Below are 24205 nucleotides of genomic sequence, written 5' to 3'. Positions count from 1 at the left end.
TCGTTTAAGCCCGCGGTCACACGCACGTTGGCCACGCTTGCCAGCCGTCAATGGCACTCGCCTAAGTGTCGCCCTCACAGGCCCCATCGGGCTTGGCTCGCGCACGGTCTGCCGCGCTAGAAGTTTGAGCGCGCTGGTTCAGCACCAAATAGCTTCGGCACAGCGCTACGCGCTGCCGTCGGGTATGCAAGGGAAACAAGCGGAATATATGTGCAGCGCGTTGAGATGGTGGCGTTAGCACGAAAGTACGCGCGAACCCGATTGACCCATCGGCCGCGAAGCGGGCCGGAGCTATTTCGTGCTGAACCAGTTTGTTCTGTGGTGCGATGAGTCAGACCGTGCGCGAGCCAAGCCCGATTGGGCCTATGGGGGCGACACTTAGGCGAGGGCCACCGCGGGCTGGCAAGCATAGCCAACGTGCGTGTGACCGCGGGCGGTGAGAAGCTGCTTTCTTTGGTTACTTTCTTTGCAGCAGCAAAGAAAGTGACCCCCGCCCCGGGGAGGGGCAGTGCTAATAGACCACCGCGAAACCGGGATCCGGCGAAACAAACCCACCACACCCACGGTCGCTTTCGAAATTCGCCAAAAATCAGACCGCAACAAACCCCAACATCTTCGACACGCGCAGCGCACACGCGTGCAGCGCCCTCGCGATGCCCCCATCCCAGGCACCATCGAACGACCCACTCGGTCCAATCGCCGTAATCGCAAGCACGATATTGCGCGTGTGATCGAACACCGGCGCGCTGATCGCGCTAATCCCGGCGACCGGTTCGTCGATCGCTCTCGCGATGCCATGCTCACGCACTTCGCCGAGCATTGCGTCGATCTGCGCGCGCGTATAGTCCCGACGCCCGGCACCGATCTGCAACGCGCCCGCGCGCTCGATCGCGACGAGCGCATCGACCGTCATCGGCGGCAGATAAGCGGCGAATGCGCGGCCCGTCGCGGTCTGCAACAGCGACATCACCGTGCCCGTGCGCATCGTCACGTGGATCGGCACGCTCGCCTGCTGAATATGCACGATGGTCGGTCCATAGCTGCCCGCGCTCGCGAGCGCGACCGTATGCTCGATGCCCGGCGTCATGTTCCCCACTTCCGCAATCGCGAGACGCACCGGATCGACGCGCTGCAGGCTGATCAGCCCCATTTGCAACGCGAACGGCCCGAGCTCGTATCGACCCGTCGCGGCGTCCTGCTGAATCAGCCCGAGATTGCCGTACGACACGAGATACGGATGCGCCTTCGCCGACGGCATGCCCGCCTTCCTGGCGAGATCGCCGAGCAGCATCGGCCCGCCATGATCAACCAGCGCACGCAAGAGCGCGCCCCCGACTTCGATCGATTGAATCCCCCGGCGCACTCCGCTCATGCCTGACCTTGTGTCGTTGTCGATGATGCGCGCGATGATAACCGCACTCGCATCGTCATGGTTTGGGGCCGAGCCGGGCGATCAGTTCGCGATGTTGCGGATAACGTGCTTCCAGCGTGCCCCGCGCCGCGAGTTCGAACTCGCTGAACTCGAAGCCCGGCGCGACCGTGCAGCCGACGAGCGCCGCGCCCTCTTCATCGCGACACTCGGCCGCGAACCAGTCGCCCGCTTTGACGACCGCCTGAAACACCGTATCCGCATGTTCGAGCGCGTTGCCGAGACGATGCGTGACGAGCGTGCCGTTCGCATCGAGCACATGCACGTCGATGGGATCGCCTGCATAAAAATGCCAGACTTCGTCGGAGCGGATGCGATGCCATGCGGAATGCGCGCCGTCGCATAACAGGAAGTAGATCGCGGTCGACGCCGAACGCAATTCGCCTTCGTTTTCGCGCGTGACGTTGCCGCTCGCGCGATACGTCTCGCGAAAGAATCCGCCTTCGGGATGCGGTTCGAGCTTCAGGCGCGCGATCAATTCCCGGCTGTCGATGCGTGTGCGTTGCATGTCGTTCCTTTGCCAGAGCGGTTGCGGTTCGCGTATTCTGCATCGGATTGCTCGTGTGGCCACTTCCCTTCATTCAATCGACTCACACCATGACTCTTTCCTCTTCCTTGCTGAATGCCTTCGTGCCGACGGGCACGCTGCGCGCATCGATCAATCTCGGCAATCCGATTCTCGCGCACCGGACCGGCAGCGGCGAGCCGGGCGGCGTATCGGTGGATATCGCGCGCGAGCTCGCATCGCGGCTTGGGGTACCCGTCGCGTTCACGTCGTTCGACCGCGCCGCGGAGTCGGTCGAAACCGTCACGAACGGAGGCGCCGACATCGGCTTCTTCGCGATCGATCCGCTGCGCGGCGCGGGCATCGCGTTCACCGCGCCTTACGTGCTGATCGAAGGCTGCTATCTCGTGCGCGATGCGTCGCCGCTCACGCGCAACGAAGACGTCGATCGAGAAGGCAACCGCATCATGGTCGGCAAGGGCAGCGCATACGATCTCTTTCTCACGCGCGAGATCAAGCATGCGCAGATCGTGCGCACGGCGTTGTCGCAAACGGTGGTCGAAGAGTTTCTGCGCGATAACCTCGAAGTCGCGGCAGGCGTGAAGCAGCAACTCGAAGCCGATGCGGCGCGCACGCCCGGCCTGCGTCTTCTCGACGGACGTTTCATGGTGATCCAGCAGGCGATGGGCTTGTCGAAGACGCGCGGTGACGAAGCCGCGCGCTATCTGAGCGAATTCGTCGAGGATGTGAAACTCTCGGGCTTCGTCGCCGAGGCGCTCTCGCGGCACGGCATCAAGGGCGCATCGGTTGCACCGGCCGCGCAGAGCTGAGCGACGCGATATGAGCGCGGACGTCACGCTCGCGGTGACCGACTGGATCGACGCGACCTTCGAGCAGGACGTCGCGGGCGGCCTCGCCGCATTCAATCGCGCGCGACTCGGGCCGAGCCAGCAGCGCGATCTAGCCGTGTCGCTGTACCGCGATGACGATTTCCTCGGCGGGCTCGCGGGCTACACCGCGTGGGGCTGGCTCTTCGTGAAATGGCTGTGGATACGCGAGGACGCGCGCGGCGCCGGACTCGGCGCACGCGCGCTCGAAGCCGCCGAAAACGAGGCGAAAAAACGCGGCTGCCGCGCCGCGTGGCTCGACACGGTCAACCCCGCGGCGCGCGCACTCTATGCGCGCCGCGGTTACGAGACCTTCGGCGAACTCGCCGATTTTCACGCCGGCCAGACACGTTATTTCATGCAGAAGCGGTTTTGATCGTTTTGCGTTTTGCATTACGCATGCATTGAACCATCTTGCATGATGCGTTTTGCATTACGCATTCAATTTCAGGCGCTCCGCCACGCGCGCCGTGACCGCGCCACGCTGCGCCAGCGATGGCGCGCACCGTTCGCGCACATCGCTGACGACTTCCGCGGGCGCGTGCGCCGGATCGCCCGAATCGAACGGCGGCGCGGGCGCGTATTCCATCTGCAGTTGAATCGCCTGCGCCTCGTGTTCGCCGACGAGTTCCGCCGCGAGCGTCAACGCGAAATCGATCCCCGCCGTAATGCCGCCGCCGGTAAACACGTTGCCGTCGCGCACCACACGTCCGTGCACCGGCGTGGCGCCCAGTTCCGCGAGCAGTTCGTGATACGCCCAGTGCGTCGTCGCGCGTTTGCCGCGCAACAGGCCGGCCGCGCCGAGCACGAGCGAACCGGTGCAAACCGACGTGACGTATCGCGCACTCGCCGCCTGCTTGCGAAGGAACGCGAGCGTCGCCTCGTCCTCCATCAGGTCACCAACGCCCGATCCGCCCGGCACGCACAACACGTCGAGCGCGGGGCAATCGGCGTAGGTCGCGTCGGGGGTCAGAATCATGCCGGCGCTCGATCTCACCGGTTCGCCCGTCTTTGCGACGAGATGCACCTTCACGTCGGGCATGGACGCGAAAACGTCGTAGGGGCCGGTCATGTCGAGTTGCTGCACGCGCGGGAACAGCAACAGGCCGATATGTAGCGTCATCGTCTTCTCCTTGGTCGATTGTATGCAGTAGACGAACCGATGCTACGCCGCTACGCTATGGCGAAGTTGACACAGAACCCACGTTTTCCGCCAATTCCTCCGGGAGACCGTTATGCCGACCGACGCCCCACGCACCATCGACGTGCTCGCCTTCCCTGACGTGCAGTTGCTCGATGTCGCCGGTCCCTTGCAGGTGTTCGCGTCGGCGAACGATTTGGCGGCGGCAGCGGGCTTGCCGCCGCCGTATCGTCCGCGCGTCGTATCGCGAAGCGGCACGGTCAACGCGTCGGCGGGCCTGGGGCTCGTCGGCGACGTGTTGCCCGACGCGAACGAAGCGTGCGACACGCTGATCGTCGCGGGCGGATGGGGCGTGCACAGAGCGGTGCATGACCGCGAACTGGTCGACTGGGTGCGCGCGCGCTCGACGCACGCGCGGCGCACCGCGTCGGTCTGCACCGGCGCGTTTCTGCTCGCGGCGGCGGGCCTTTTGAACGCGCGCCGCGCGGTCACGCACTGGACGCGCTGCGCGGAACTCGCCACGCGCTTTCCGTCGGTCCATGTCGAGCCGGATCCGATCTTCATCCGCGACGGCGACGTGTGGACGTCTGCCGGCGTCACGGCGGGCATCGATCTGTCGCTCGCGCTCGTCGAGGACGATCTCGGGCGCGCGCTCGCGCTCGACGTCGCGCGCCAGCTCGTCGTGTTCCTGAAGCGCCCCGGCGGGCAGGCGCAGTTCAGCGCGGCGCTGTCGCTTCAGAAATCGGGCGAACGATTCGGCGAGTTACACGCGTGGATCGCCGAAAACCTGGCGGCGGATTTGTCGGTCGGCGTGCTGGCCGCGCGCGTCGGCATGAGCGAGCGCAGCTTCGTGCGCCATTACCGCGCGCAGACTGGCACGACGCCCGCCCGTTCGATCGAGCACATGCGCCTCGAAGCGGCGCGGCGGCTGCTCGGCGATACGGCGCTGCCTGTGAAGCGTGTCGCCGCGCGCTGCGGCTTCGGCACCGAGGAAACCATGCGCCGTGGTTTTCTGCGTTCGCTCGGCGTTTCGCCACAGGCTTATCGCGAGAGATTTACCGGGCACGACCGCGCCGACGCCGCACATCCGGCATGAATGCCCATATTGTTTCGTCGCCCCGGCTTTTTTTGTCCCGCGCACTCAAGCCTGTATGCTCGCTGCCGTTACCCCATTTAGAACGTTTGCTTGAGACGCGCGCCCGGGGCCGCGTGCGCACGCAGTCGCTGAACGAGAACCGCCCGCCGTGGCGACAATATGGCCTGGAGCGCCGATGAGTGTGTTTCCCGCGTACGACGCTCAGGTTGCCCGCGCAACCGCGGTCAAACCTGCAGCCGCGACGGCGACCGACGACAAGGTCTTCGCCCGCGTCGCGCCATCGATCGACGCCTTGCTGCGCGAGGCCGCCGCGACGGGCTGCCCGCAGCAATGGGCGTGGTATCGCGCGGGCGAGCAATTGCATCTGGAGCGGCGCGGCGATGCACCGCCGCCCCACGCGCAGGCATGGCCGCATGACATCGCGGAAGAACGTCTCGCGGACCTATGCGCGACGCAGGGCTGGCATGCGTGGCCAACCGGGCGCGGCGAAAGCGCACTCGGCTGGCTGCTCGCGCCTGTCACGCATCGCGACGACGCGCATCTCGCCGAACTCGCGCGCACGCTCGGCGAGCGCGTGCAGGCCGATGTTCTCGCGCGCGCGCAACTCACGCAGCGCGTGCTCTATGAAATCGCTTATCTCGCGAGCTCCGTGCCCGAGCGCGCCGATTTTCTGCGCGGCGTACACGAACGGCTCGGCACGCTCATCGACGCAGAGAACTTCTATCTCGCGCTCTACGATCGCAAGACGGGCCGGGTCACGTATCCGTATTACGTCGATGTGATCGATACCGATGTCGTCGCGGCAGAGAACTACGACATCCTGAATCCGGCGCATCTATCGATGACCGGTCAGGTGCTCACGAGCGCGCAACCGCTTTTCATCACCGCCGCCGATATCTGCGCGGCCGAGCGCGCGGGCCGTTTCTATTGCATCGGCGATCGCCCCGAGTTCTGGATGGGCGCGCCGCTCAAGAACGCCAGCGACGAAGTGTTCGGCATGCTGGCGATGCAGGTCTACGACGTGTCGCGCATCTACACCGCCGAGGACCGTGCGCTCTTTCTCGTCGTCGCGCGCCATGTGGCGATGGCGCTCGACCGTATCCTGCACCGCGCCGATCTCGAAGAGCAGGTCGCGCGGCGCACCTCCGAATTGTCGAAGCTCAACGCGGCGCTGCGTCATGGCATCGCGGAGCGCGAGCGTTCCGAGCACTTGCAGGCAGCGCTGTATCAGATCGCCGAATTGTCCAGCCGTCCGGGCGACACGATGGAGTTCTTTCGCAGCCTGCACGGCATCGTCGGCGAGCTGCTCTATGCGCGCAACTTCTATATCGCGCTCTTCGAAACGAAGACGGGCGAAGTGTCGTTCCCGTATTACGTCGATGAGATCGTGCAGGAGCGCCCCGCACCGCGACGCAATCAGCGCGGCCTCACGGAATACGTGATTCACGAGCGGCGCGCGCGGCTCATCGATCATTCGGAAGCATTGCGTCTCATCGAAGAAGGCGCGTTCGAGATCGAGCACAGCGAAGTGCGCCTGCGCTCGTGGCTCGGCATTCCGCTCTTCGATGGCGACGTCGTGCGAGGCGTGCTCGCCGTGCAAAGCTATTCGCCGCTGGTGCGCTATTCGTTGCGCGATCAGGAATTGCTGACCTTCGTATCGCGCCATATCGACACTGCGCTCTCGCGCCGTCGCGACGCCGAAGCGCTGCATGCCGCGAACCTCGAACTCGAAGCACGCGTGCAGGCCCGCACGCGCGAACTCGACGATGTCAACGCGCGCCTCCTCTACGAGAACTCGCACGATGCATTGACGGGCCTGCCCAATCGCAGCCATCTGATGCAGAGGTTGCGTTGCGCATGGCGTGACTATCAGACGCGCGACGAACAGCTTTCGGTGATGTTCATCGACCTCGATCGATTCAAGGTCGTCAACGACAGTCTCGGCCATCACTTCGGCGACATGCTGCTCGTGCAGGCCGCCGCACGTCTGCGCGATTGTCTGCGCTCGACGGATTTGCTCGCGCGTCTGGGCGGCGATGAATTCGCCGTGCTTTCGCCGAATGCGCACGTGCGCGATGCGGTATCGATTGCGAAGCGCATTCTTGCCGCGTTCGATCTGCCGTTTCATATCGAAGAGCATGTGGTGTTTTCGTCGTGCAGCATCGGCATCGTGAGTGCCGACAGTCAGTTCCATACCGAGCCCGCCGACCTGTTGCGCGATGCCGATACCGCGATGTATCGCGTGAAGAACGCGGGCCGCGACAGCTTCGTCGTGTTCAATCAGGAACTGCGACGCCAGGTGTCGGACCAGGTGGAACGCGAGGGCGCGCTGCGCAATGCGATCAAGCGCGACGACGAACTGCTGCCCTACTTTCAGCCTATCGTCGATGTGAAGAGTGGCGAAGTCGTCGCGCTCGAAGCATTGATACGCTGGCGTCAGCCCGATGGACGCCTCGTCGGGCCGGGCGAGTTTCTTCCTTCGGTCGAAGGCTTGAGACTCATCGGCAGGCTCGATCTCTACATGCTCGAGCGCGTTGCGGCGATTCTCTCCAATGCGCATTTTGCGCACTGGCCGCCGGTGCATGTGAATTGCTCCAGCTATAGCATGACGCGCCCTGAATTCGCCGATGACGTGCTCGCGCTATTGCGACGTTATCGCGTGTCGCCGTCGCGCGTATGTCTCGAGTTGACGGAAGGCGCGCTCGTCGCCGAACCAGCGCTCGCGCGTCGCACGATGCAGCGCCTCGCGGACAACGGCATGTCCGTGGTGCTCGATGATTTCGGTGCCGGCTTCTCGTCGCTCAGCTATGTGCACCAGTATCAATTCACAGGTTTGAAGATCGACAAGTCTTTCATTCTCGAACTGACCGAAAGTCCGCGCAGCCGGGCGATCGTGCGGGCCATCGTGCGCATGGCCGAATCGCTCGATCTGACGCTCGTCGCGGAAGGCGTCGAGGATGCAGCTACGCTTGCGGTGCTGCGCGACATGGGCGCGGCGCAAGCGCAGGGCTATTTCTTCGACAAGCCGCTGCCGCTCGACGCACTCACGCGCGCATCGCTCGCGCCGCGTTCGACGACGGCAAGCGCGGCGCTATAAGCCGCTTATAAGCCTCCAGACGCGACGGGTACGCGCGTTGCTGATTCGTAAGCGTTATCGTCGAATCGAAAGGAGGCGTAAATGGCACAGCATCCCGCGCATTCGCAGAATCATCGACATCCGGATGAACCGCCGCCGGAAGAGATCGCACGCGCACTCAAGGGCGCCGATTATCCGATGGGCAAGGAAAAGCTCATGGCCCTGGCAAAAAGCAATGGCGCGGACGGCGAAGTCATCGCCGTGCTCGACAAGATGACCAATCGTCATTTCGACAGCGCGGACGCGGTGATGCGCGAGGCAATGCGTACGGGCTGATCTCGCACGAGTTTTGAACGGATATCGCGATGCGGCATTATTATCGGAGCAATACCGTCTGTATAGGGTAATCCCTTGTACAGAATCGATCGATGGCAGACGCTATAGATAAATTAAATGAACGCCGGTGCAATTTCTAATCGTGCATCATGAGTTATCGCGCTAGGATGAAAGAGCGTCGATTTAGGATGCGCGGCTTTGCACGGCGCCCGCAGCAGATGAACCGCGCAATGGCCCGGCATCCGTCTGGCCAATCAAGCACAAGGAGGCTCTATGAAGTGGGAAACCCCGAGTTTCACCGATATGCGCTTCGGCTTCGAAATCACGATGTACATAGCCACCCGCTAATCGGAAATGACAAAACGGCCATAAAAGTGGCCGTTTTGTTTTTTGGGGCTATCGGAAGATCTCTATTTGCGTTGCAGCGGTTCCATATGCTTATTCGCTGGACGCGGAAGCTCCGCATCCTGTGCATCGAAACCTCCCTTTCCCGCGACCTCCGGTTCATTGCCCGATCCATAGGGCACTTCCGCCGTCTGATGCGGATGCTGATCCAGCCGCCGATTCTCCGGTTCGATTTCCGCAGCATTCGGATTAGGCGCCGAATGCGGTTGCTGATGGCGCTTCTCTTCACTATCGCTCATCGTAGGTCTCCTTTCGATCTGGCCGAAAGCTAAGCAGCAACGCGCGTACCACTTCGTGCCAAATAAAAAGGCCCGCATCTTTTGCGGGCCCTCGTTACCACCACAGTTGCAAAAAGCTCAGATCGCCTGCGTCGTGAGCGCCGAGCCGATTACCTCGTTCGCCACCACATCCACGGCCTGCTTCACGATACCGACGATTTCGTCCACTTCGGCGCGCGTCGTGACGAGCGGCGGCGCGAAGCCGAGGATATCGCCATGCGGCATCGCGCGCGCGATCACGCCGCGTTCCAGCGCTGCCGCCGATACCTTCGGGCCGACCTTCAGCGCCGCATCGAACGGCGTGCGCGCGTCCTTGTCGGCCATGAATTCGAGCGCCGCGAGCATGCCCGCGCCGCGCACTTCACCGACGAGCGGATGCGCATCGAAAGCCGTGTGCAATTGCTGCTGCAAATACGCGCCGACATCGGCGGCATTCTGCGTGAGGTTCTCACGTTCGAGGATATCCAGATTGGCGATCGCAGCGGCCGCGCAAATCGGATGTCCCGAATAGGTCCAGCCGTGACCCATCGGCCCGAATTCCTGCGAACCCTTTTCGATAACATCCCACACCTTCTCGCCGACGATCACGCCCGACAGCGGCGCATACGCGCTCGTCAGCCCCTTCGCGACGGTGATAAGGTCCGGCTTGATGCCGAAGTGCTGCGCGCCCATCTTCGAGCCGAGACGGCCGAAACCGCACACGACTTCATCGGAGATCAGGAGGATGTCGTGCTTCCTGAGCACGTCCTGGATCGCTTCCCAGTAGCCTTGCGGCGGCGCGATGATGCCGCCCGTGCCCATCACCGGTTCGGCGATGAATGCGGCGATCGTATCCGCGCCTTCTTTCGCGATCAGCTTTTCCAGTTCTTCCACGCAATACGCGGTGAATTGCGCTTCGCTCATGCCGGCCGGCGCCTTGCGATACCAGTGCGGGCAAACCGTGTGTTTCACGCGTTCGATCGGCAGATCGAAGTTCTGATGAAAGCTCGGCAATCCGGTAAGGCTGCCCGTCACGATGCCCGACCCGTGATAGCCGCGCTCGCGCGAAATGATCTTCTTCTTGTTCGGACGGCCGACCACATTGTTGTAGTACCAGACGATCTTGATCTGCGTTTCGTTCGCATCCGATCCCGACATGCCGTAGTACACCTTCTTCATGCCTTCGGGCGACCAGTCGATGATGCGCGAGGACAATTCGATGATCGTATCCGTCGAGTGGCCGACATACGTGTGGTAATACGCGAGCTTTTTCGCCTGCTCATAGATCGCTTCCGCGACTTCGGTGCGGCCATAGCCGATGTTCACGCAATAGAGACCCGCGAATGCATCGATATAACTTTTGCCCTGATGATCCTGAATGCGGATGCCCTTCGCGCCCGTGACGATCTTGCCGGGCAGCGCGCCGCTGGCGTGATCGTGCGCGTGAGTCGATGGGTGCATGAAATGCGCGCGGTCTTCGGCGAACAGTTGATCGAGCGATTGATTTTGCTGGGTCATATGCTTCTCCTTGATTCGATGATGCGTGTCTTTGAGGATGTTTCTTTCAGGCCGCGCTCGTGAGCGGCAGGCCGAGATTGCCGAGGCAAAAGTATTTCGTTTCGACGAAGGGCTCGAAACCTTCCGCGCCGCCTTCGCGGCCGAGACCCGATGCCTTCATGCCGCCGAACGGAATCGGTGCGCCGGTGAACTTCACGCCGTTGACCGACACCATCGCGAAGTCGAGCCGGCGCACGAGCTGGAAGATCGTGTCGATGCGATTCGCGCAGACGTAGGCGGCGAGGCCGTACTCCGTGTCGTTCGCGCGCGTGATGGCTTCGTCGAGCGTATCGAACGGGGAAATCGCGGAGATCGGCGCGAAGTTCTCTTCGTCGTAAATGCGCATGCCTGGTTTGGCATCGGCGACGACGGTCGGTTCATAAAACCAGCCGCCGAGCGCATGCGCGTTGCCGCCCACGGTGATGCGCGCGCCCTGCGCTTTCGCATCCTCGACGCGTGCGACGGTCGCATCGAATGCGGCCTGATGCATGAGCGGGCCCACATCGACATTCGCTTCGAATGCGGTCCCTACTTTCAGCTTTTTTACCGCTGCCGTATAGCGTTCGACGAATTGTTCATAAAGCGGACGCGCGACGAGAATGCGGTTTGCAGCGCAGCAATCCTGACCCGACGTTTGAAACTTCGCGCCCACTGCGACGCGCACGGCCTGTTCCAGGTCCGCATCTTCCGTCACGATGAAAGGCGCATTGCCGCCCAGTTCCAGCGCGAGCTTCTTGATGCCCGCCTGCGCCGCTGTCCTGGCCACGAGACCGCCGACGCGCGTCGAACCCGTGAAGCTCACGGCGCGCACACGTGTATCGCTGACGAGCGTTTCCATCGCCATTTGCGGTTCGCCGATGACGACGTTGAACACGCCCGGCGGGAAGCCGGCTTCTTCGGCGAGTTGCGCGAGCGCGATCGCGGAGAACGGCGTTTCGTGCGCGGGTTTCACGACGACGGTACAGCCCGCTGCAATGGCGGCGGCGGCTTTGCGCGTGATCATCGCGACCGGAAAGTTCCACGGCGTGATGAGCGCGGCGACACCGACCGGCTCCATCACCGTGCCGAGATGCGCGCCGTCGATATGCGTGGGAATGGTGCGGCCCGTCAGACGCTTGGCTTCGTTCGCGAACCATTCGACGAAACTCGCCGCGTATGCAATCTCGCCTTTGGATTCGGCGAGCGGCTTGCCCTGTTCGAGAGACAGAATGCCCGCGAGGTCGGACTGATGACGCATGATGAGTTCATGCCAGCGCAAGAGCAGCGCGCTGCGCTTTTGTTGCGGCATCCAGCGCCAGGACTGGAATGAGCGATCGGCAGCGTCGATTGCGTCTTTGATTTGCGATTGCTCGAGCATCGGGACGTGGCCGATAACTTTTTGATCCGCGGGATTGGTTACCGCGATCGATGCGGCGCTTTCGCTATGAACCCAACGGCCGTCGATGTAACACAGCGATTTGAATAGAACGGGATGGCCCAGCAGCATGTTTGTCTCCTTGCTCACAGCGTGCGTTTCGCTTGATTGATTCGATGCGTCTAGTTTATGGGGCTTGCGGTTGGTCGTTTTTTTGTTATCGCTGGGGCAGGTTGGTGTTTTTTCTGTTTGGGGTTGTGGTTCTTAAGGTTTCTCGGCTTTCGTGGAATCCTGTGTTCGTGTCGGTCTATTAGCACTGCCCCTCCCCGGGGCGGGGGTCACTTTCTTTGCTGCTGCAAAGAAAGTAACCAAAGAAAGCAGCTTCTCATCGCCCGCGGTCACACGCACGTTAGCCGCGCTTGCCAGCCCGCGGTGGCACTCGCCTAAGTGTCGCCCTCGAAGGACTAACCGGGTTTGGATCGCGCACGGTCTGCCGCGCTAGACGTTTTAGCGCGCTGGTTCAGCACCAAATAGCTTCGGCACAGCGCTTCGCGCTGCCGCTGGGTATGCGGAGGAAACCATCGAAGAAGAAGCGCGCGCAAACCCGATTGACCCATCGGCCGCGAAGCGGGCCGGAGCTATTTGGTGCTGAACCAGCGCGCTTAAACATTTGGTGCGTCAGACCGTGCGCGGTCCAAGCCCTTGTCTGCTTGTGGGGGCACTCGCTACTGCCGGGCCATTAGGCCAATCGCCTGTGCCGCGGCCGGTGTGAAGTGCTTAGGCTGGGGAACGCTGTTTCTTTGGTTACTTTCTTTGCAGCAGCAAAGAAAGTGACCCCCGCCCCGGGGAGGGGCAGTGCTAATAGACCAACACGAAATCAGGATTCCCCGAAAGCAAAAGCGAAAGCAAAAACAAAAGCGAGAGCAAAAAAGATCACACCAAATCATCAACCCCATCTGGCGGGCCACCCGCCACATCCTTGACGACTTTAGTAACGATATAAGTGAAATACCTCTCGATCCCCAACTCCTCGACGAGCAAAGAATCGATGAACCGCTGATAGTGATCGATATCCCGCGCCACGACATGCAGCACATAATCCACGCCACCCCCGGTGGCAAAACATTGCACGATCTCGGGAGCAGAACAAACACGTTCCTCGAAACGCCGCATATCCTGCGCGGTATGACGCGAAAGCGTCACCTCGACAACGATACGGCTGCCCTTAAAAGCAGCCGTCCAGTCGATATCCGCGCGATAACCCTTGATGAGTCCGCTGTCTTCGAGTTTCTTCACGCGCTCCCATGCGGGTGAGATCGACAGATTGACCTCATCCGCCAGGCGCGATTTCGTAATGCGGCCATCCCGCGCAAGAATGCGCAGGATGGCCAGATCGTAGCGGTCGAGCTTGATCAAATTACACGCTCACAGCAATGTTGCGTTCGACGATATCGGCGACTACAGCCACGGTATCACCCGTTTGTACAAGACCCGGAAAATGCCGCGCCGCCAGCAAGCCATCACGCTTCGCGCGATATTCGACCGGCGCCGCGCCCGTGCGCGTGATGTCATAGACCCGCGCGAGCACGTCGTTCACTTTCACCATGTCGCCGAGATCGCGGCACATTTCGAGCAGGCCCGTATGCTCGCTCGTCGTGTAGCAGGAACCGTCCGGCATGTCGAGCAGCGTCGTCGTGCGCGCCTCGCCGCGCGTCACTCCTTTTTCGATGATGCCAGCATACGCGAGAAAGCCATGCACGCCACGCTCCGCGACCGCGACGCTCTTCGCAGTCGACGAGCCGCCGCCGCCCAGTTCCGTCGATACGAACACCTTGCCCGCTTCCTCCGCCGCGCTGTCATAGAGACCGATGCTATCGAGCTCCAGCATGCGCATCGAGTACGGCGCGCCGAACGCGCGCATCGCGGCTTCGCAACGCGATTGCTGCGTCGCGTCGTTCAGCACGTGAATCGCCGCGAACGGCAGGAAGTCGAGCGTGCGGCCGCCCGCGTGGATATCGAGCACGTAATCCGCAAGCGGCAACAGATGACGCTGAAAGTAATCCGCGATCTTCTCCGTCACCGTGCCGTCCGGCTTGCCGGGGAAGCTGCGATTCAGGTTGCCCGCATCGATCGGCGAGGTGCGCGAGCCCGCACAAAACGCGGGGTAGTTCATGAACGGCACGATGATCACGCGGCCGTTCACGTCGCTTGCCTTCAGTGTCGATGCGAGCTTCGCCAGCGCGATCGGCCCTTCGTACTCGTCGCCATGATTGCCGCCCGTGAGCAGCGCCGTCGGTCCGTCGCCGCGCTTGATCACGGTGACCGGAATCATCACGGCGCCCCACGCGGAGTCGTTGCGCGAGTACGGCAGCTTCAGGAAGCCGTGCTGTTCTCCATCGGCGTCGAAGTCGACGGTCGGACTGATCGGTGACGCGCGCATCGTGCTACTCCTTCACGAACAATTTGCGAGGCGTGTTGCAGAAGGTCTCGACGCCGGTATCCGTAATCAGGATGCTCTCCGTGATTTCGAGGCCCCAGTCGTCGAGCCACAGGCCCGGCATGAAGTGGAACGTCATGCCGGGTTCGAGGACAGTCTTGTCCCCCGGACGCAAACTCATCGTGCGCTCGCCCCAGTCGGGCGGATAGCTCGCGCCGATCGGATAGCCGCAGCGGCTGTCCTTCTCGATGCCGAACTTGCGCAGCACCGCGAAGAACGCATTGGCGATGTCCTCGGTCCTGTTGCCCGGCTTCGCCATCGCGAGACCCGCTTCGATGCCTTCGACAACCGCTTTCTCGCCTTCGATGAAATGCTGCGGCGGCTTGCCGAGATACACCGTGCGCGAGAGCGGGCAGTGATAACGCCTGAAACAACCGGCGATTTCGAAGAACGTGCCCGCGTTCGCGGTGAATGCCGAGTCGTCCCATGTGAGATGCGGCGCGGCGGCATCGGAACCGGTCGGCAACAGCGGCACGATCGCCGGATAGTCGCCGCCATAACCATCCGCGCCCGTAATGCCCGCCTCGTAAATCTGCGCGACGAGGTCGCTCTTCTTCATGCCCGGCTCGACCTTGTCGAGAATACGCGCATGCATCTTCTCGACGATGCGCGCCGCAACGCGCATGTATTCGATCTCGCGCGGCGACTTCACCGCGCGCTGCCAGTTCACGAGCGCGGTGGCATCCACGAACTTCGCGTCCGGCAGATGCTGCGTCAACGACGCATACGCCTTCGCGCTGAAGTAGTAGTTGTCCATCTCGACGCCGATGCGCTTCTTGTCCCAGCCGCGCGCCGCGATCACTTCGCTCGACAGGTAATCCATCGGATGGCGCACCGACGACTGCACATAGTGATCCGGATAGCCGACGATGTTGTCGTGCGACATGAACACCGTGCGCTTTGCTCCGTTCGCGTCCTGGCCGCGGCCGTACCAGACCGGCTCGCCTTCCATCGCGAGCAGCACGCATTGATGCACGTAGAACGACCAGCCATCGTAGCCGGTGAGCCATGCCATGTTGGTCGGGTCGGTCACGATCATCAGATCGATGCCCGCCTTCTCCATCGCACGCCGCGTCTTCGCGATGCGCGCGTCGTACTCGCTGCGCTCGAACGGCAGGCGTACCACGGGCGCCCCTCGTTCATCCGCTTTCTTCTGTTGCATGATTTCGGACATCGTCCCCTCTATCAAGCGGTCACATCGTTGTGGAAAATGGTTCCTGCATGACTCGCGCGCGCACGCTGAATGGCGAGCGTTGCGATCGCGGTGTCCTGTGCGCCGGTGCCGGTGAGATCGCACACGGTGATTTCGTCATCGTGCGCACGGCCCTGCGCCTTCTGCGCGATGACTTCGCCGAGTTCGGCAAATGAAGCATCGGCAGCGATCACGCCTCTTTCGATCGCATGATGCAGTTCGCCCAGCACGCGCACTTGCTGCAAGCGGTCGCATACATAGCGCGCTTTCGCAAACACGTCCGGCGCGATTTCGTTCTTGTGCTCGGCATCCGATCCCATCGCCGTGATATGCAGGCCGGGATGCAGATCGCGCGCGTGAATCAAAGGCTCGCGGCTCGGCGTCGTCGTGATGGCGATGTCCGCATGCTTGAGCGCCTCATTGACGCTGCCTGCGACATCGCACGGCAAGCCTTCGCAGTCACGCGCGAATCGATGCGCGCTTTCGGCATCGCGCGCCCATACGGTGACATGCTCGATATCGCGCACGAGCCGCAACGCCTTCAGTTGCAGACGCGCCTGCTCGCCCGCGCCGATGATCGCCACGCGCTTCGCATCCTTGCGCGCGAGCCAGCGTGATGCGACAGCACCCGCCGCAGCGGTGCGCACCGCGGTGAGATAACCGTTGTCGAGCAACACGGCCTCGGTGAGACCCGTGCGCGCCGACAGCACCAGCATCAGACCGTTCAGGCTCGGCAAACCGAGCGACGGATTGTTGAAGAAGCCCGGGCTCACCTTGATCGCGAAGCTCGGAAAGCGCGGCAAATAAGCGGTTTTCACATCGACTTCGCCCGCGTGCTCGGGAATGTCGAGACGCAAGATCGGCGGCATCGCAACGGCTTCTGTCGCGAGCGATCTGAACGCGGCTTCGACTTGTTCGATCGCGTCGAGGTCGAGCGGCACGAGCTTGCGCAATTGCGCCTGCCCGAGCAGCACGGTGGAGGTATCGATGTTGGACATGGGTTCAGGCCGCTCCGATCAGGCGACGATGTGTTTCGATATCGATGTTGCTGCCGCTCACGACGATGACGATGGGTCCGTCCTGCACGGCGATCGCGCCATCGAGCAGCGCGGCGATGCCCACCGCCGCCGCGCCTTCGACGACGAGCCGCTCTTCGCGATACGCATGCACGATGCCGCGCGCGATCGACACTTCATCGAGCAGCACGATGTCGTCGATGAGATCGCGCGTCATGGAGAACGTATGCCGGTTATCCAGGCCGATGCCGCCGCCGAGCGAATCGGCGAGCGTCTCGAGTTCATCGACGAAGACCGGCTTGCCCGCCGCGAGACTCGCGTGCATCGCGGCGCCGCGTTGCATGGAGACGCCGATCAGCTTCACGTCGGCGCGAATGTTCTTTGCAGCGAATGCGATGCCGCTGAAGAGCCCTCCGCCCGACAAGGGCACGACGATGCTCTCCGTATCCGGCAGCGCTTCGAGAATTTCGAGGCCGATGGTGGCCTGTCCCGCGATCACGCGTTCATCGTCGAAAGGCGGCACGAACGCATAGCCTTCCTCACGCACGAGACGTTGCGCTTCCCTCTGCGCATCGTCCTGACTCTTGCCCTCGATGACGACGCGCGCGCCGAGCGCGGCCACGGCATCGACCTTGTTCTTGGGCACGAGCGACGACATGCACACCGCCGCTTCGATGCCGAGCGCGCGAGCCGCGTGCGCGACCGCGCGGCCATGATTGCCCGTCGATGCCGTGACGACACGCGTGCAGCCTTGTTCCGCGATCTGCGCGAGTGCATTCGTCGCGCCGCGCAACTTGAAGCTGCCCGTGGGTTGCAGCGTTTCGAGCTTGAGATGAACCGGCACGCCCGCGAGGCGCGAGAGCGACAACGAATGAACCAGCGGCGTGACGAGCGCGCGGCCTTCGATGCGCTGGCGGGCGCGGTAGACATCGGCGAGCGTGAGTGCGGACATAAGTGACTGAGCTGCGAGTTCGGGTATCGATGCAACCCAGTCTAATGTCCTAAAAAATCGTTTTCGATTGTCCTAGTTCATTTAGTTGAAGTCATGTACGTGCGGGAACTGGCCGAAGACTTCGCGCATGGTTTCGACAGCCGTGCGGAACGTGCTCTCGCCGACTTCCGCGCCCACGCACAGCCGCACTGCATTGGGCCGGTCCGCGCCGCGCACGAGAAACGGATCGGGCGACGTCACCGCGATATTGCGATTGCGCAGTTCGCGCGTGATGCGCTCCGCTTCCCATTCGTCGGGCACGCGCAACCAGACGGATAGCGCGTTCGGATGACTGCCGAGCACATATTCGCCGAGCACTTCGCGCACGACGCTCTGACGCGCCGCAAGCCGTTCGCGCTGAATCTGCACGAGACGCTGCGCCGTGCCGTCCATGATCCAGCGCGCGCTGACTTCCGCGATCGGCGACGTCGCCATCCAGCAGCTCACGCGCAACACGCTTTCAGCACGCAATGCGAGCCGCCGCGGCACCGTCATGAAACCGGTACGCAGACCGCTCAGCACCGACTTGGTCATGCTCGTGCAATAGAACGCGAGTTCGGGAATCAGGCTCGCGATGGGCGTCTGCGTTTTGGCGGGCAATGCGCCGTAGACATCGTCCTCGATCACATACACGCCGTAGCGCTCCGCGATGCGCGCAATCGCGCGGCGGCGCGAATCGGTCATCATCGCGACCGTGGGATTGTTCAGTGTCGGCGTGCAGACGAGCGCGCTCACACGCTCGCTGTCGCAGACTTCCTCGAAGTGCTCCGGGCGAATGCCGTGCTCGTCGATCTCAAGACCCTTGAGCGTAAACCCCAGCACGTTTGCCGAGCCGATCACGCCGTGATCCGTGAGGCTTTCGCACAGCACCGTATCGCCCGGCCCGACGATGCTCGCCAGCGCCAGAAAGATGCTGTGCGCGACGCCATTGGTGACGAGCAGCGTCTCCACCTTCGCGGGCATGTTGAGCGACGCGAGCCATTCGACGCCCGCCTGACGATGGCTGTCGAAGCCCGCAATCGGCCTGAATGCGCGAATCCACGGCTGATCCTCGATGGTGGACAGCGTCGCGCAGACCTTGCGCCACATCGCGTCGTGCTCGGGCGTATGCACGATGCGCGCGATGGAAAAATCGACCACCGAGCGCTCGGCGGTGTCGAGCATGTAGTTGGACATCGTTTCGGTCACGCGCGCGCTGACGAAGCTGCCGCGCCCGACTTCGCAACGAATCAGCCCTTGCCGTTCGAGTTCCTTGTACGCGTTGGTGACGGTCTGCACGCTGATCGCGAGATCCGCCGCGACTTCGCGTTGCGGCGGCAAGCGTTCGCCCGATGCGAGCGCGCCGCTTTCTATGTCGGCGGCCATCGCCTTGACGAGCCGCTTGTATTTGGACTGCACGCCCTGCACCGTGCGCACGGCGTCGCGCCATCGTTCATTCACTTGCTGCTCCTCACATGCCTCGTTCCATGCGCAATAGTGGCGCAAAAGCGCGCATGAAAATAATTGTCCTAGAGCAATCGGAACAAATATATGGCTTTGTATTCTGCGTCGGTGGCTGCGCTGCGAGTCGCTTCAAAGCCCTGCGGAATAAGGGTTTTCTCTGTGTCTCGCGCGTTCGCGCCATTGGATTGCCTACTCGACCACGCTTGAAGAACCATCACAACGGGAACGATATGAACACGAAGCGACTGTCTGTCATGCTGGCAGCGGCGTGCGTCGCGGCAGCGAGCCTTGCCGCCTACACCACGAGCGCGAGCGCGGAAACCACGTTGCAGCGCATCCAGCGCACCGGCGAGGTGCGTATCGGCTATGCGAACGAAACGCCCTTCGCCTACACGACGCCCGATGGCACCGTGACCGGCGAATCGCCCGAGATCGCGAAGAAAGTGTTCGCCAAGCTCGGCGTGAAGAAGGTCGATGCAGTGCTGACCGAATGGGGCGCATTGATTCCGGGCCTGAAGGCCGGGCGCTTTGACGTGATCGCGGCGGGCATGTACATCACGCCGGAACGCTGCAAGCAGGTGGCCTTCGCCGATCCGCAATACCAGATTCCCGACACGCTGCTGACGATGAAGGGCAATCCGAAGGCCCTGCACAGCTATGCCGATGTCGCGAAGCAACCGGACACGAAACTTGCTGTGATGGCAGGGACGGCCGAACTGGGCTATGCGCGCCAGGCCGGTATCAAGGACGACCAGATCCTGCAGGTTCCGGACACCACCGCGCAATTGCAGGCCGTGCGCGCGCGCCGCGCCGATGCAGCGGTCGGCACCGCATTGACGATGAAAGGTCTCGCCGAAAAGGGCGGCCCGCAGGTCGAAGCGATCAGCCAGTTCAACGACGATCCGAAGCACACCGGTTACGGCGCGCTCGCGTTTCGCCCCGAAGACACGGACCTGCGCGATGCCGTCAACAAGGAACTGCATCAGTGGCTCGGCACCGACGATCACCTGAAAACGGTCAAACCCTTCGGCTTCGACAAGACCAACGTGACGACCAAGAAAGCGCCGGAGCTGTGCGCCGGTTGAACATCGTCGTATAGCGACGCGCAGCGTTCATCAATTTGCGAGGAACCGTCATGAGTGACCTCAATGAGCTTCTGCCCCTGATGATGAAGGGCACGCTCGTCACGATCCAGATCGCCGTCATCAGCATCCTGCTCGCGATCGTCATGGCGGGTGTCGCGACGGCGTTGCGCGCCGCGCCTTACCGCGCCGTGCGCTGGGCCGGCAACGTGTATGTCGAGGTGTTTCGCGGCACGTCGCTGCTGGTGCAACTTTTCTGGCTCTTCTTCGTGCTGCCGCTGCCGCCCTTCAACGTGCAACTGACGCCGTTCACGGTTGCGATCGTCGGTCTGGGATTGCACTACGGCGCGTATGGCTCCGAGATCCTGCGCGGCGCGCTTCGCTCCGTGCCCGGCGGCCAGTATGAAGCGGCGCTTGCGCTGAACATGCCCGCCGCCGCGCGGTTGCGCCGTATCGTGCTGCCGCAGGCGATGATCAACGCGCTGCCGCCCGCGACCAACCTGATGATCGAGCTTCTGAAGGGCACGTCGCTCGTCTCGCTGATCACGCTCTCGGACCTCACGTTCCGCGCGCGCCAGCTCGACGAGGCGACCTTCAAGACGGCGGAAGTCTTCGGTCTCACGCTGCTGATCTACTTCGTGCTTGCGCAGGTGATCGTCGCCGTCATGCGCGTGTTCGAGCGGCGCGTGAGCAGTCATGTCGCCATTCGCCGCACTGTTCCGAGGGCTGCATCATGACATCGCTGGGTCAACTCTTCGATGTGAAATACGCGCTGCATATCCTGCCCGAGCTGGCGCGCGCGGCGATTTACACGATCGGCATCACGCTCGTCGGTTTCGCGATTGCGCTCGTGCTCGGCCTCGTGCTCGCGATCATGCGGCGCAGCGATTTCGCGCCGCTCGCGAAGACGACCGCGTTCTTCATCGAGTTCATTCGCAGCACGCCGCTCCTGATTCAGGTGTACGTGCTCTTCTATGTCGCGCCGCTCTATGGCTTCACGATGTCCGCGCTGCTGGCGGGCACGCTCGGCATCGCGGTGCACTATGCGTGCTATGTCTCCGAGGTGTATCGCGCGGGACTGAACGGCGTCGCGCGCGGACAGTGGGAAGCATCGTGCGCGCTGTCGCTTTCGCCGTGGCGCACTTATACCGGCGTGGTTCTGCCGCAGGCGATTCGCCCGGTGATTCCCGCGCTCGGCAACTATCTCGTCGCGATGTTCAAGGACACGCCGGTGCTCTCCGCGATCACGGTCGTCGAACTGATGCAGCAGGCGAAGAACATCGGTTCCGAGACGTTCCGCTATCTCGAGCCGATCACCATGACCGGGATCTTCTTTCTTCTCATCAGCGTGACGTTCGCTTCGGGCGTGCGTCATCTCGAACGGCGCGTGAGGCTGCCATGATGGTTCAGCCTCGCGTATCGACCACTCAGACCCCGCTGGACGGCGCACGGTAATGCAACTCCAGGAGCAGCAGATGAAACGAGACCTCGACCCGGCGCTGGGTGCAGCGGCCGATGCCAGCGCGAACACGCCGATGGTGCGCTTTCGCAATGTCACCAAGCGCTATGGCGCGCTCACCGTGCTCGACGGCCTCGATCTCGATGTCGCCCGCAACGAGAAGGTGGCGATCATCGGGCCGAGCGGCTCGGGCAAGTCCACGCTCTTGCGTGTGCTGATGACGCTCGACCCGCTCACCGATGGCGTCATCGACGTGGACGGCGAACCGCTCACGCATGAGATGCGCGGCGGCAAACTCGTGCCCGCATCGCCGCGACATGTTCGCCAGGTGCGCAGCAAGATCGGCATGGTGTTTCAGAGCTTCAATCTGTTTCCGCACATGAGCGCGCTCGCGAACGTCATCGAAGCGCCGATGAGCGTGGCCGGGTTGTCGAAGAAGGAAGCAACCGAGCGCGGGCGCGACCTGCTTTCGATGGTCGGCCTATCCGAAAAGTGCAATCACTATCCGTCGCAGTTGTCGGGCGGACAGCAGCAGCGTGTCGCCATTGCGCGCGCGCTCGCGATGCGTCCGAAAATCATGCTGTTCGATGAAGTGACGTCCGCGCTCGATCCGGAATTGTGCGGCGAGGTGCTCACCGTGATTCGACGGCTCGGCGCAGAGCACAACCTCACGATGCTGATGGTCACGCACCAGATGGGTTTCGCCAAGGACTTCGCCGATCGCGTGTGCTTCTTCTCGCAAGGCAAGATCATTGAGCAGGCGCCGCCGCAGCAGTTCTTCTCCGCGCCGCAACATGAGCGCACGCGCCAGTTTCTACGAGCGGTGACCGAAGCGCTTTAAACAGGCGCTTTTTCGCGGTCCGATAATTGCTTCGCGCTCTTCGCATGGCCTGATGCTTCAGCCAACGGAGAGTGCGATGTCCCCCACCCTGCATAAAGTCGCGCGTTTCGCGGATCTTTCCGCCGAGCGCGGCACACGCGTGTGCGTCAAAGGCGGCGACGACGCGAAGGAAATCCCGATCCTGCTCGTGCGCGATGGCGACGACGTGCGCGCCTACACCGCCGAATGTCCTCACGCGGGCGGCCCGCTCGATGAAGGCGCGATCTGCAACGGCCGTATCGTTTGTCCCTGGCACAAGGGCACGTTCGAAGTGCGCGACGGCAGTCTCGTCGAACCGCCGCCGCTGAAGGCATTGACGCGCTACGAAGCGACGATCACGGACGGCGACGTGTACGTGTCCGCGCAGCCCATCGACAGCGGCGAAGCGTCGAAGAAGCAGACGAACGCGAGCCGGACCATGCTCATCGTCGGCGCGGGCGCAGCGGGCGCGGCCGCATGTTCGGCGTTGCGCGAAGCGGGCTTCGACGGACGCATCGTGCTTGCGGGCGACGATGCGCGCGAGCCCTACGATCGCACGTCGCTCAGCAAGTTCACGCTTGCAGGCGACATGCCGCCCGATGATGTCCCTCCCCTGCTCGACGACGATTTCTTCGCGAAGCACGACATCGAACGCATCGAATCGCAGGCCGTTCATCTCGATCCGAAGGAGAAGCGCGCCGAACTCGCGAACGGACAGAAGGTCGATTATGAAGCCGCGCTCGTGTGCACCGGCGGCGTTCCGAAGCCGCTCGATATTCCCGGCGCGAAACTCGAACACGTGCATCTGCTGCGCACGCGCGAAGATGCGCGCGCGATTCTCGCGTCGCTCGAGGGATGCAAGCACGTAGTGATCGTCGGGGCGAGTTTCATCGGGCTCGAAGTGGCTTCGTGTTTGCGGAAGCGCGAGATCGACGTAACGGTCGTCGCGCCGGGCAAGGCGCCGTTCGCGAAACAGTTCGGCGAACGTATCGGCGAGATGTTCAGGACGCTGCACGAGAAGAACGGCGTGACGTTTCATATGAATGCGCGCATTAGCGAATTCGCAGGCGAGAACGCCGTCAGCGAAGTGATCCTCGATTCAGGCGGGAAGATCGCGGCCGATGTCGTGATCGCGGGCACGGGCGTCGAACCGGCGACATCGTTTCTGTCGGGCCTCGCGCTCGCCGATGATGGGTCCGTCAACGTCGATGCAACGATGCTAGCCACGCCCGCGCTATACGCCGCTGGCGATATCGCGCGCTTTCCTCTGCCGCGCTCGGATCAAAGTGTGCGGATCGAGCACTGGCGCGTTGCACAGCAGCATGCGCGTGTCGCCGCCTATAACATGGCCGGCAGCACACGCGAGTATGTCGGCGTGCCCTACTTCTGGACGTATCACTACGAGAAGACTTTCGACTATCTCGGGCATGTCGAAAAACCGGACGACATCGAGATCGATGGCGATCTCGACGCGCAGCATTTCATCGCCTATCTGCTGAAGGATGGACGCGTCGGCGCGGTCATCGCATGCGAACACGACGTCGCCGTGTGCCGTCTCGCCGAAGCGATGCGCGAGCCGCTCACGCTGGAGGACGCGCGGCGCATCGCAAGCGAATGAGCGAG

22 protein-coding genes and 1 pseudogene are annotated in these 24205 nt (G+C 62.7%); 11 read left to right on the top strand and 12 right to left on the bottom strand.

The window, feature by feature from the left end; translation table 11 throughout:
* Positions 1–589 precede the first annotated feature (589 nt).
* The gene (locus tag ACEN42_RS17480) at positions 590–1372 is read right to left on the bottom strand and encodes an IclR family transcriptional regulator (protein WP_371881977.1); all 783 of its coding nucleotides are present in this window, start codon (positions 1370–1372) and stop codon (positions 590–592) included.
* A 55-nt stretch (positions 1373–1427) separates the two neighbouring features.
* Positions 1428–1937 carry a cupin domain-containing protein gene (locus tag ACEN42_RS17475; protein WP_371881976.1) on the bottom strand — a complete coding sequence of 170 codons (510 nt, stop codon included), beginning with the start codon at positions 1935–1937 and terminating at the stop codon, positions 1428–1430.
* Positions 1938–2026: 89 nt separating this feature from the next.
* Here ACEN42_RS17475 and ACEN42_RS17470 point away from each other — a divergent pair, with 89 nt between their 5' ends.
* Positions 2027–2764 carry an ABC transporter substrate-binding protein gene (locus tag ACEN42_RS17470; protein ID WP_371881975.1) on the top strand — a complete coding sequence of 246 codons (738 nt, stop codon included), beginning with the start codon at positions 2027–2029 and terminating at the stop codon, positions 2762–2764.
* A 10-nt stretch (positions 2765–2774) separates the two neighbouring features.
* Positions 2775–3197, top strand: coding sequence for a GNAT family N-acetyltransferase (locus ACEN42_RS17465; RefSeq protein ID WP_371881974.1), 423 nt, complete (start codon positions 2775–2777; stop codon positions 3195–3197).
* A gap of 57 nt (positions 3198–3254) precedes the next feature.
* Here the strand turns inward: ACEN42_RS17465 and ACEN42_RS17460 are convergent, their stop codons facing one another.
* Positions 3255–3944 (bottom strand): DJ-1/PfpI family protein, encoded by a 690-nt coding sequence (locus tag ACEN42_RS17460; protein ID WP_371881973.1) that lies wholly within the window; start codon positions 3942–3944, stop codon positions 3255–3257.
* Between the two features lie 57 nt (positions 3945–4001).
* On the opposite strand from ACEN42_RS17460, the pseudogene ACEN42_RS17455 reads away from it, so the two are divergent.
* The 4 genes and pseudogenes from ACEN42_RS17455 to pqqA all read left to right on the top strand — a co-directional run bounded on the left by ACEN42_RS17455 (position 4002) and on the right by pqqA (position 8818).
* Positions 4002–5058: pseudogene (locus tag ACEN42_RS17455) on the top strand (GlxA family transcriptional regulator).
* A gap of 175 nt (positions 5059–5233) precedes the next feature.
* The gene (locus tag ACEN42_RS17450; protein ID WP_371881972.1) at positions 5234–8155 is read left to right on the top strand and encodes an EAL domain-containing protein; all 2922 of its coding nucleotides are present in this window, start codon (positions 5234–5236) and stop codon (positions 8153–8155) included.
* An 81-nt stretch (positions 8156–8236) separates the two neighbouring features.
* On the top strand, positions 8237–8470 hold the full coding sequence (locus ACEN42_RS17445; protein ID WP_371881971.1) for a DUF2795 domain-containing protein: 234 nt from the start codon (positions 8237–8239) through the stop codon (positions 8468–8470).
* A gap of 273 nt (positions 8471–8743) precedes the next feature.
* Complete coding sequence (pqqA, locus tag ACEN42_RS17440) at positions 8744–8818, top strand: pyrroloquinoline quinone precursor peptide PqqA (RefSeq protein WP_008353049.1); 75 nt, start codon at positions 8744–8746, stop codon at positions 8816–8818.
* 62 nt (positions 8819–8880) lie between these two features.
* Here pqqA and ACEN42_RS17435 read toward each other — a convergent pair whose 3' ends face one another.
* The 9 genes from ACEN42_RS17435 to ACEN42_RS17395 all read right to left on the bottom strand — a co-directional run bounded on the left by ACEN42_RS17435 (position 8881) and on the right by ACEN42_RS17395 (position 19179).
* Positions 8881–9114 (bottom strand): hypothetical protein, encoded by a 234-nt coding sequence (locus ACEN42_RS17435; RefSeq protein WP_371881970.1) that lies wholly within the window; start codon positions 9112–9114, stop codon positions 8881–8883.
* 117 nt (positions 9115–9231) lie between these two features.
* A complete protein-coding gene (locus ACEN42_RS17430; protein WP_371881969.1) occupies positions 9232–10650 on the bottom strand; it encodes an aspartate aminotransferase family protein in 1419 nt (472 codons plus the stop codon).
* A 46-nt stretch (positions 10651–10696) separates the two neighbouring features.
* Positions 10697–12175, bottom strand: a complete 1479-nt coding sequence (locus tag ACEN42_RS17425; RefSeq protein WP_371881968.1) for an NAD-dependent succinate-semialdehyde dehydrogenase — start codon at positions 12173–12175, stop codon at positions 10697–10699.
* A gap of 801 nt (positions 12176–12976) precedes the next feature.
* Positions 12977–13459 carry an Lrp/AsnC family transcriptional regulator gene (locus ACEN42_RS17420; RefSeq protein WP_187607897.1) on the bottom strand — a complete coding sequence of 161 codons (483 nt, stop codon included), beginning with the start codon at positions 13457–13459 and terminating at the stop codon, positions 12977–12979.
* 1 nt (position 13460) lies between these two features.
* Entirely contained in the window at positions 13461–14483 is a 1023-nt protein-coding gene (gene doeB / locus ACEN42_RS17415) for a N(2)-acetyl-L-2,4-diaminobutanoate deacetylase DoeB (RefSeq protein ID WP_371881967.1), read from the bottom strand.
* Between the two features lie 4 nt (positions 14484–14487).
* The gene (gene doeA, locus ACEN42_RS17410; protein WP_371881966.1) at positions 14488–15714 is read right to left on the bottom strand and encodes an ectoine hydrolase DoeA; all 1227 of its coding nucleotides are present in this window, start codon (positions 15712–15714) and stop codon (positions 14488–14490) included.
* Positions 15715–15725: 11 nt separating this feature from the next.
* Complete coding sequence (locus ACEN42_RS17405) at positions 15726–16730, bottom strand: cyclodeaminase (protein WP_371881965.1); 1005 nt, start codon at positions 16728–16730, stop codon at positions 15726–15728.
* Positions 16731–16734: 4 nt separating this feature from the next.
* A complete protein-coding gene (gene eutB, locus ACEN42_RS17400; RefSeq protein ID WP_035505986.1) occupies positions 16735–17700 on the bottom strand; it encodes a hydroxyectoine utilization dehydratase EutB in 966 nt (321 codons plus the stop codon).
* An 81-nt stretch (positions 17701–17781) separates the two neighbouring features.
* Positions 17782–19179, bottom strand: coding sequence for a PLP-dependent aminotransferase family protein (locus tag ACEN42_RS17395; protein ID WP_187607901.1), 1398 nt, complete (start codon positions 19177–19179; stop codon positions 17782–17784).
* A gap of 233 nt (positions 19180–19412) precedes the next feature.
* Between ACEN42_RS17395 and ehuB the strand changes: the two genes are divergently transcribed.
* The 5 genes from ehuB (at position 19413) to ACEN42_RS17370 (ending at position 24200) form a co-directional block, all read left to right on the top strand.
* A complete protein-coding gene (gene ehuB, locus ACEN42_RS17390) occupies positions 19413–20267 on the top strand; it encodes an ectoine/hydroxyectoine ABC transporter substrate-binding protein EhuB (protein WP_371881964.1) in 855 nt (284 codons plus the stop codon).
* A 50-nt stretch (positions 20268–20317) separates the two neighbouring features.
* Positions 20318–21001, top strand: a complete 684-nt coding sequence (gene ehuC / locus ACEN42_RS17385; protein WP_187607903.1) for an ectoine/hydroxyectoine ABC transporter permease subunit EhuC — start codon at positions 20318–20320, stop codon at positions 20999–21001.
* The gene (gene ehuD, locus ACEN42_RS17380) at positions 20998–21666 is read left to right on the top strand and encodes an ectoine/hydroxyectoine ABC transporter permease subunit EhuD (RefSeq protein ID WP_371881963.1); all 669 of its coding nucleotides are present in this window, start codon (positions 20998–21000) and stop codon (positions 21664–21666) included. Before ehuC ends, ehuD begins: the two co-directional genes overlap by 4 nt.
* 73 nt (positions 21667–21739) lie before the next feature.
* The gene (gene ehuA / locus ACEN42_RS17375; protein WP_284509054.1) at positions 21740–22564 is read left to right on the top strand and encodes an ectoine/hydroxyectoine ABC transporter ATP-binding protein EhuA; all 825 of its coding nucleotides are present in this window, start codon (positions 21740–21742) and stop codon (positions 22562–22564) included.
* 76 nt (positions 22565–22640) lie between these two features.
* A complete protein-coding gene (locus tag ACEN42_RS17370) occupies positions 22641–24200 on the top strand; it encodes an FAD-dependent oxidoreductase (RefSeq protein WP_371881962.1) in 1560 nt (519 codons plus the stop codon).
* Positions 24201–24205: the final 5 nt, after the last annotated feature.

The organism is Caballeronia sp. S22, assembly GCF_964261745.1.
Taxonomy (GTDB): domain Bacteria; phylum Pseudomonadota; class Gammaproteobacteria; order Burkholderiales; family Burkholderiaceae; genus Caballeronia; species Caballeronia jiangsuensis.
Note: the sequence above shows the minus strand (reverse complement) of the source record. Positions and strands in the feature narration are given on the sequence as shown.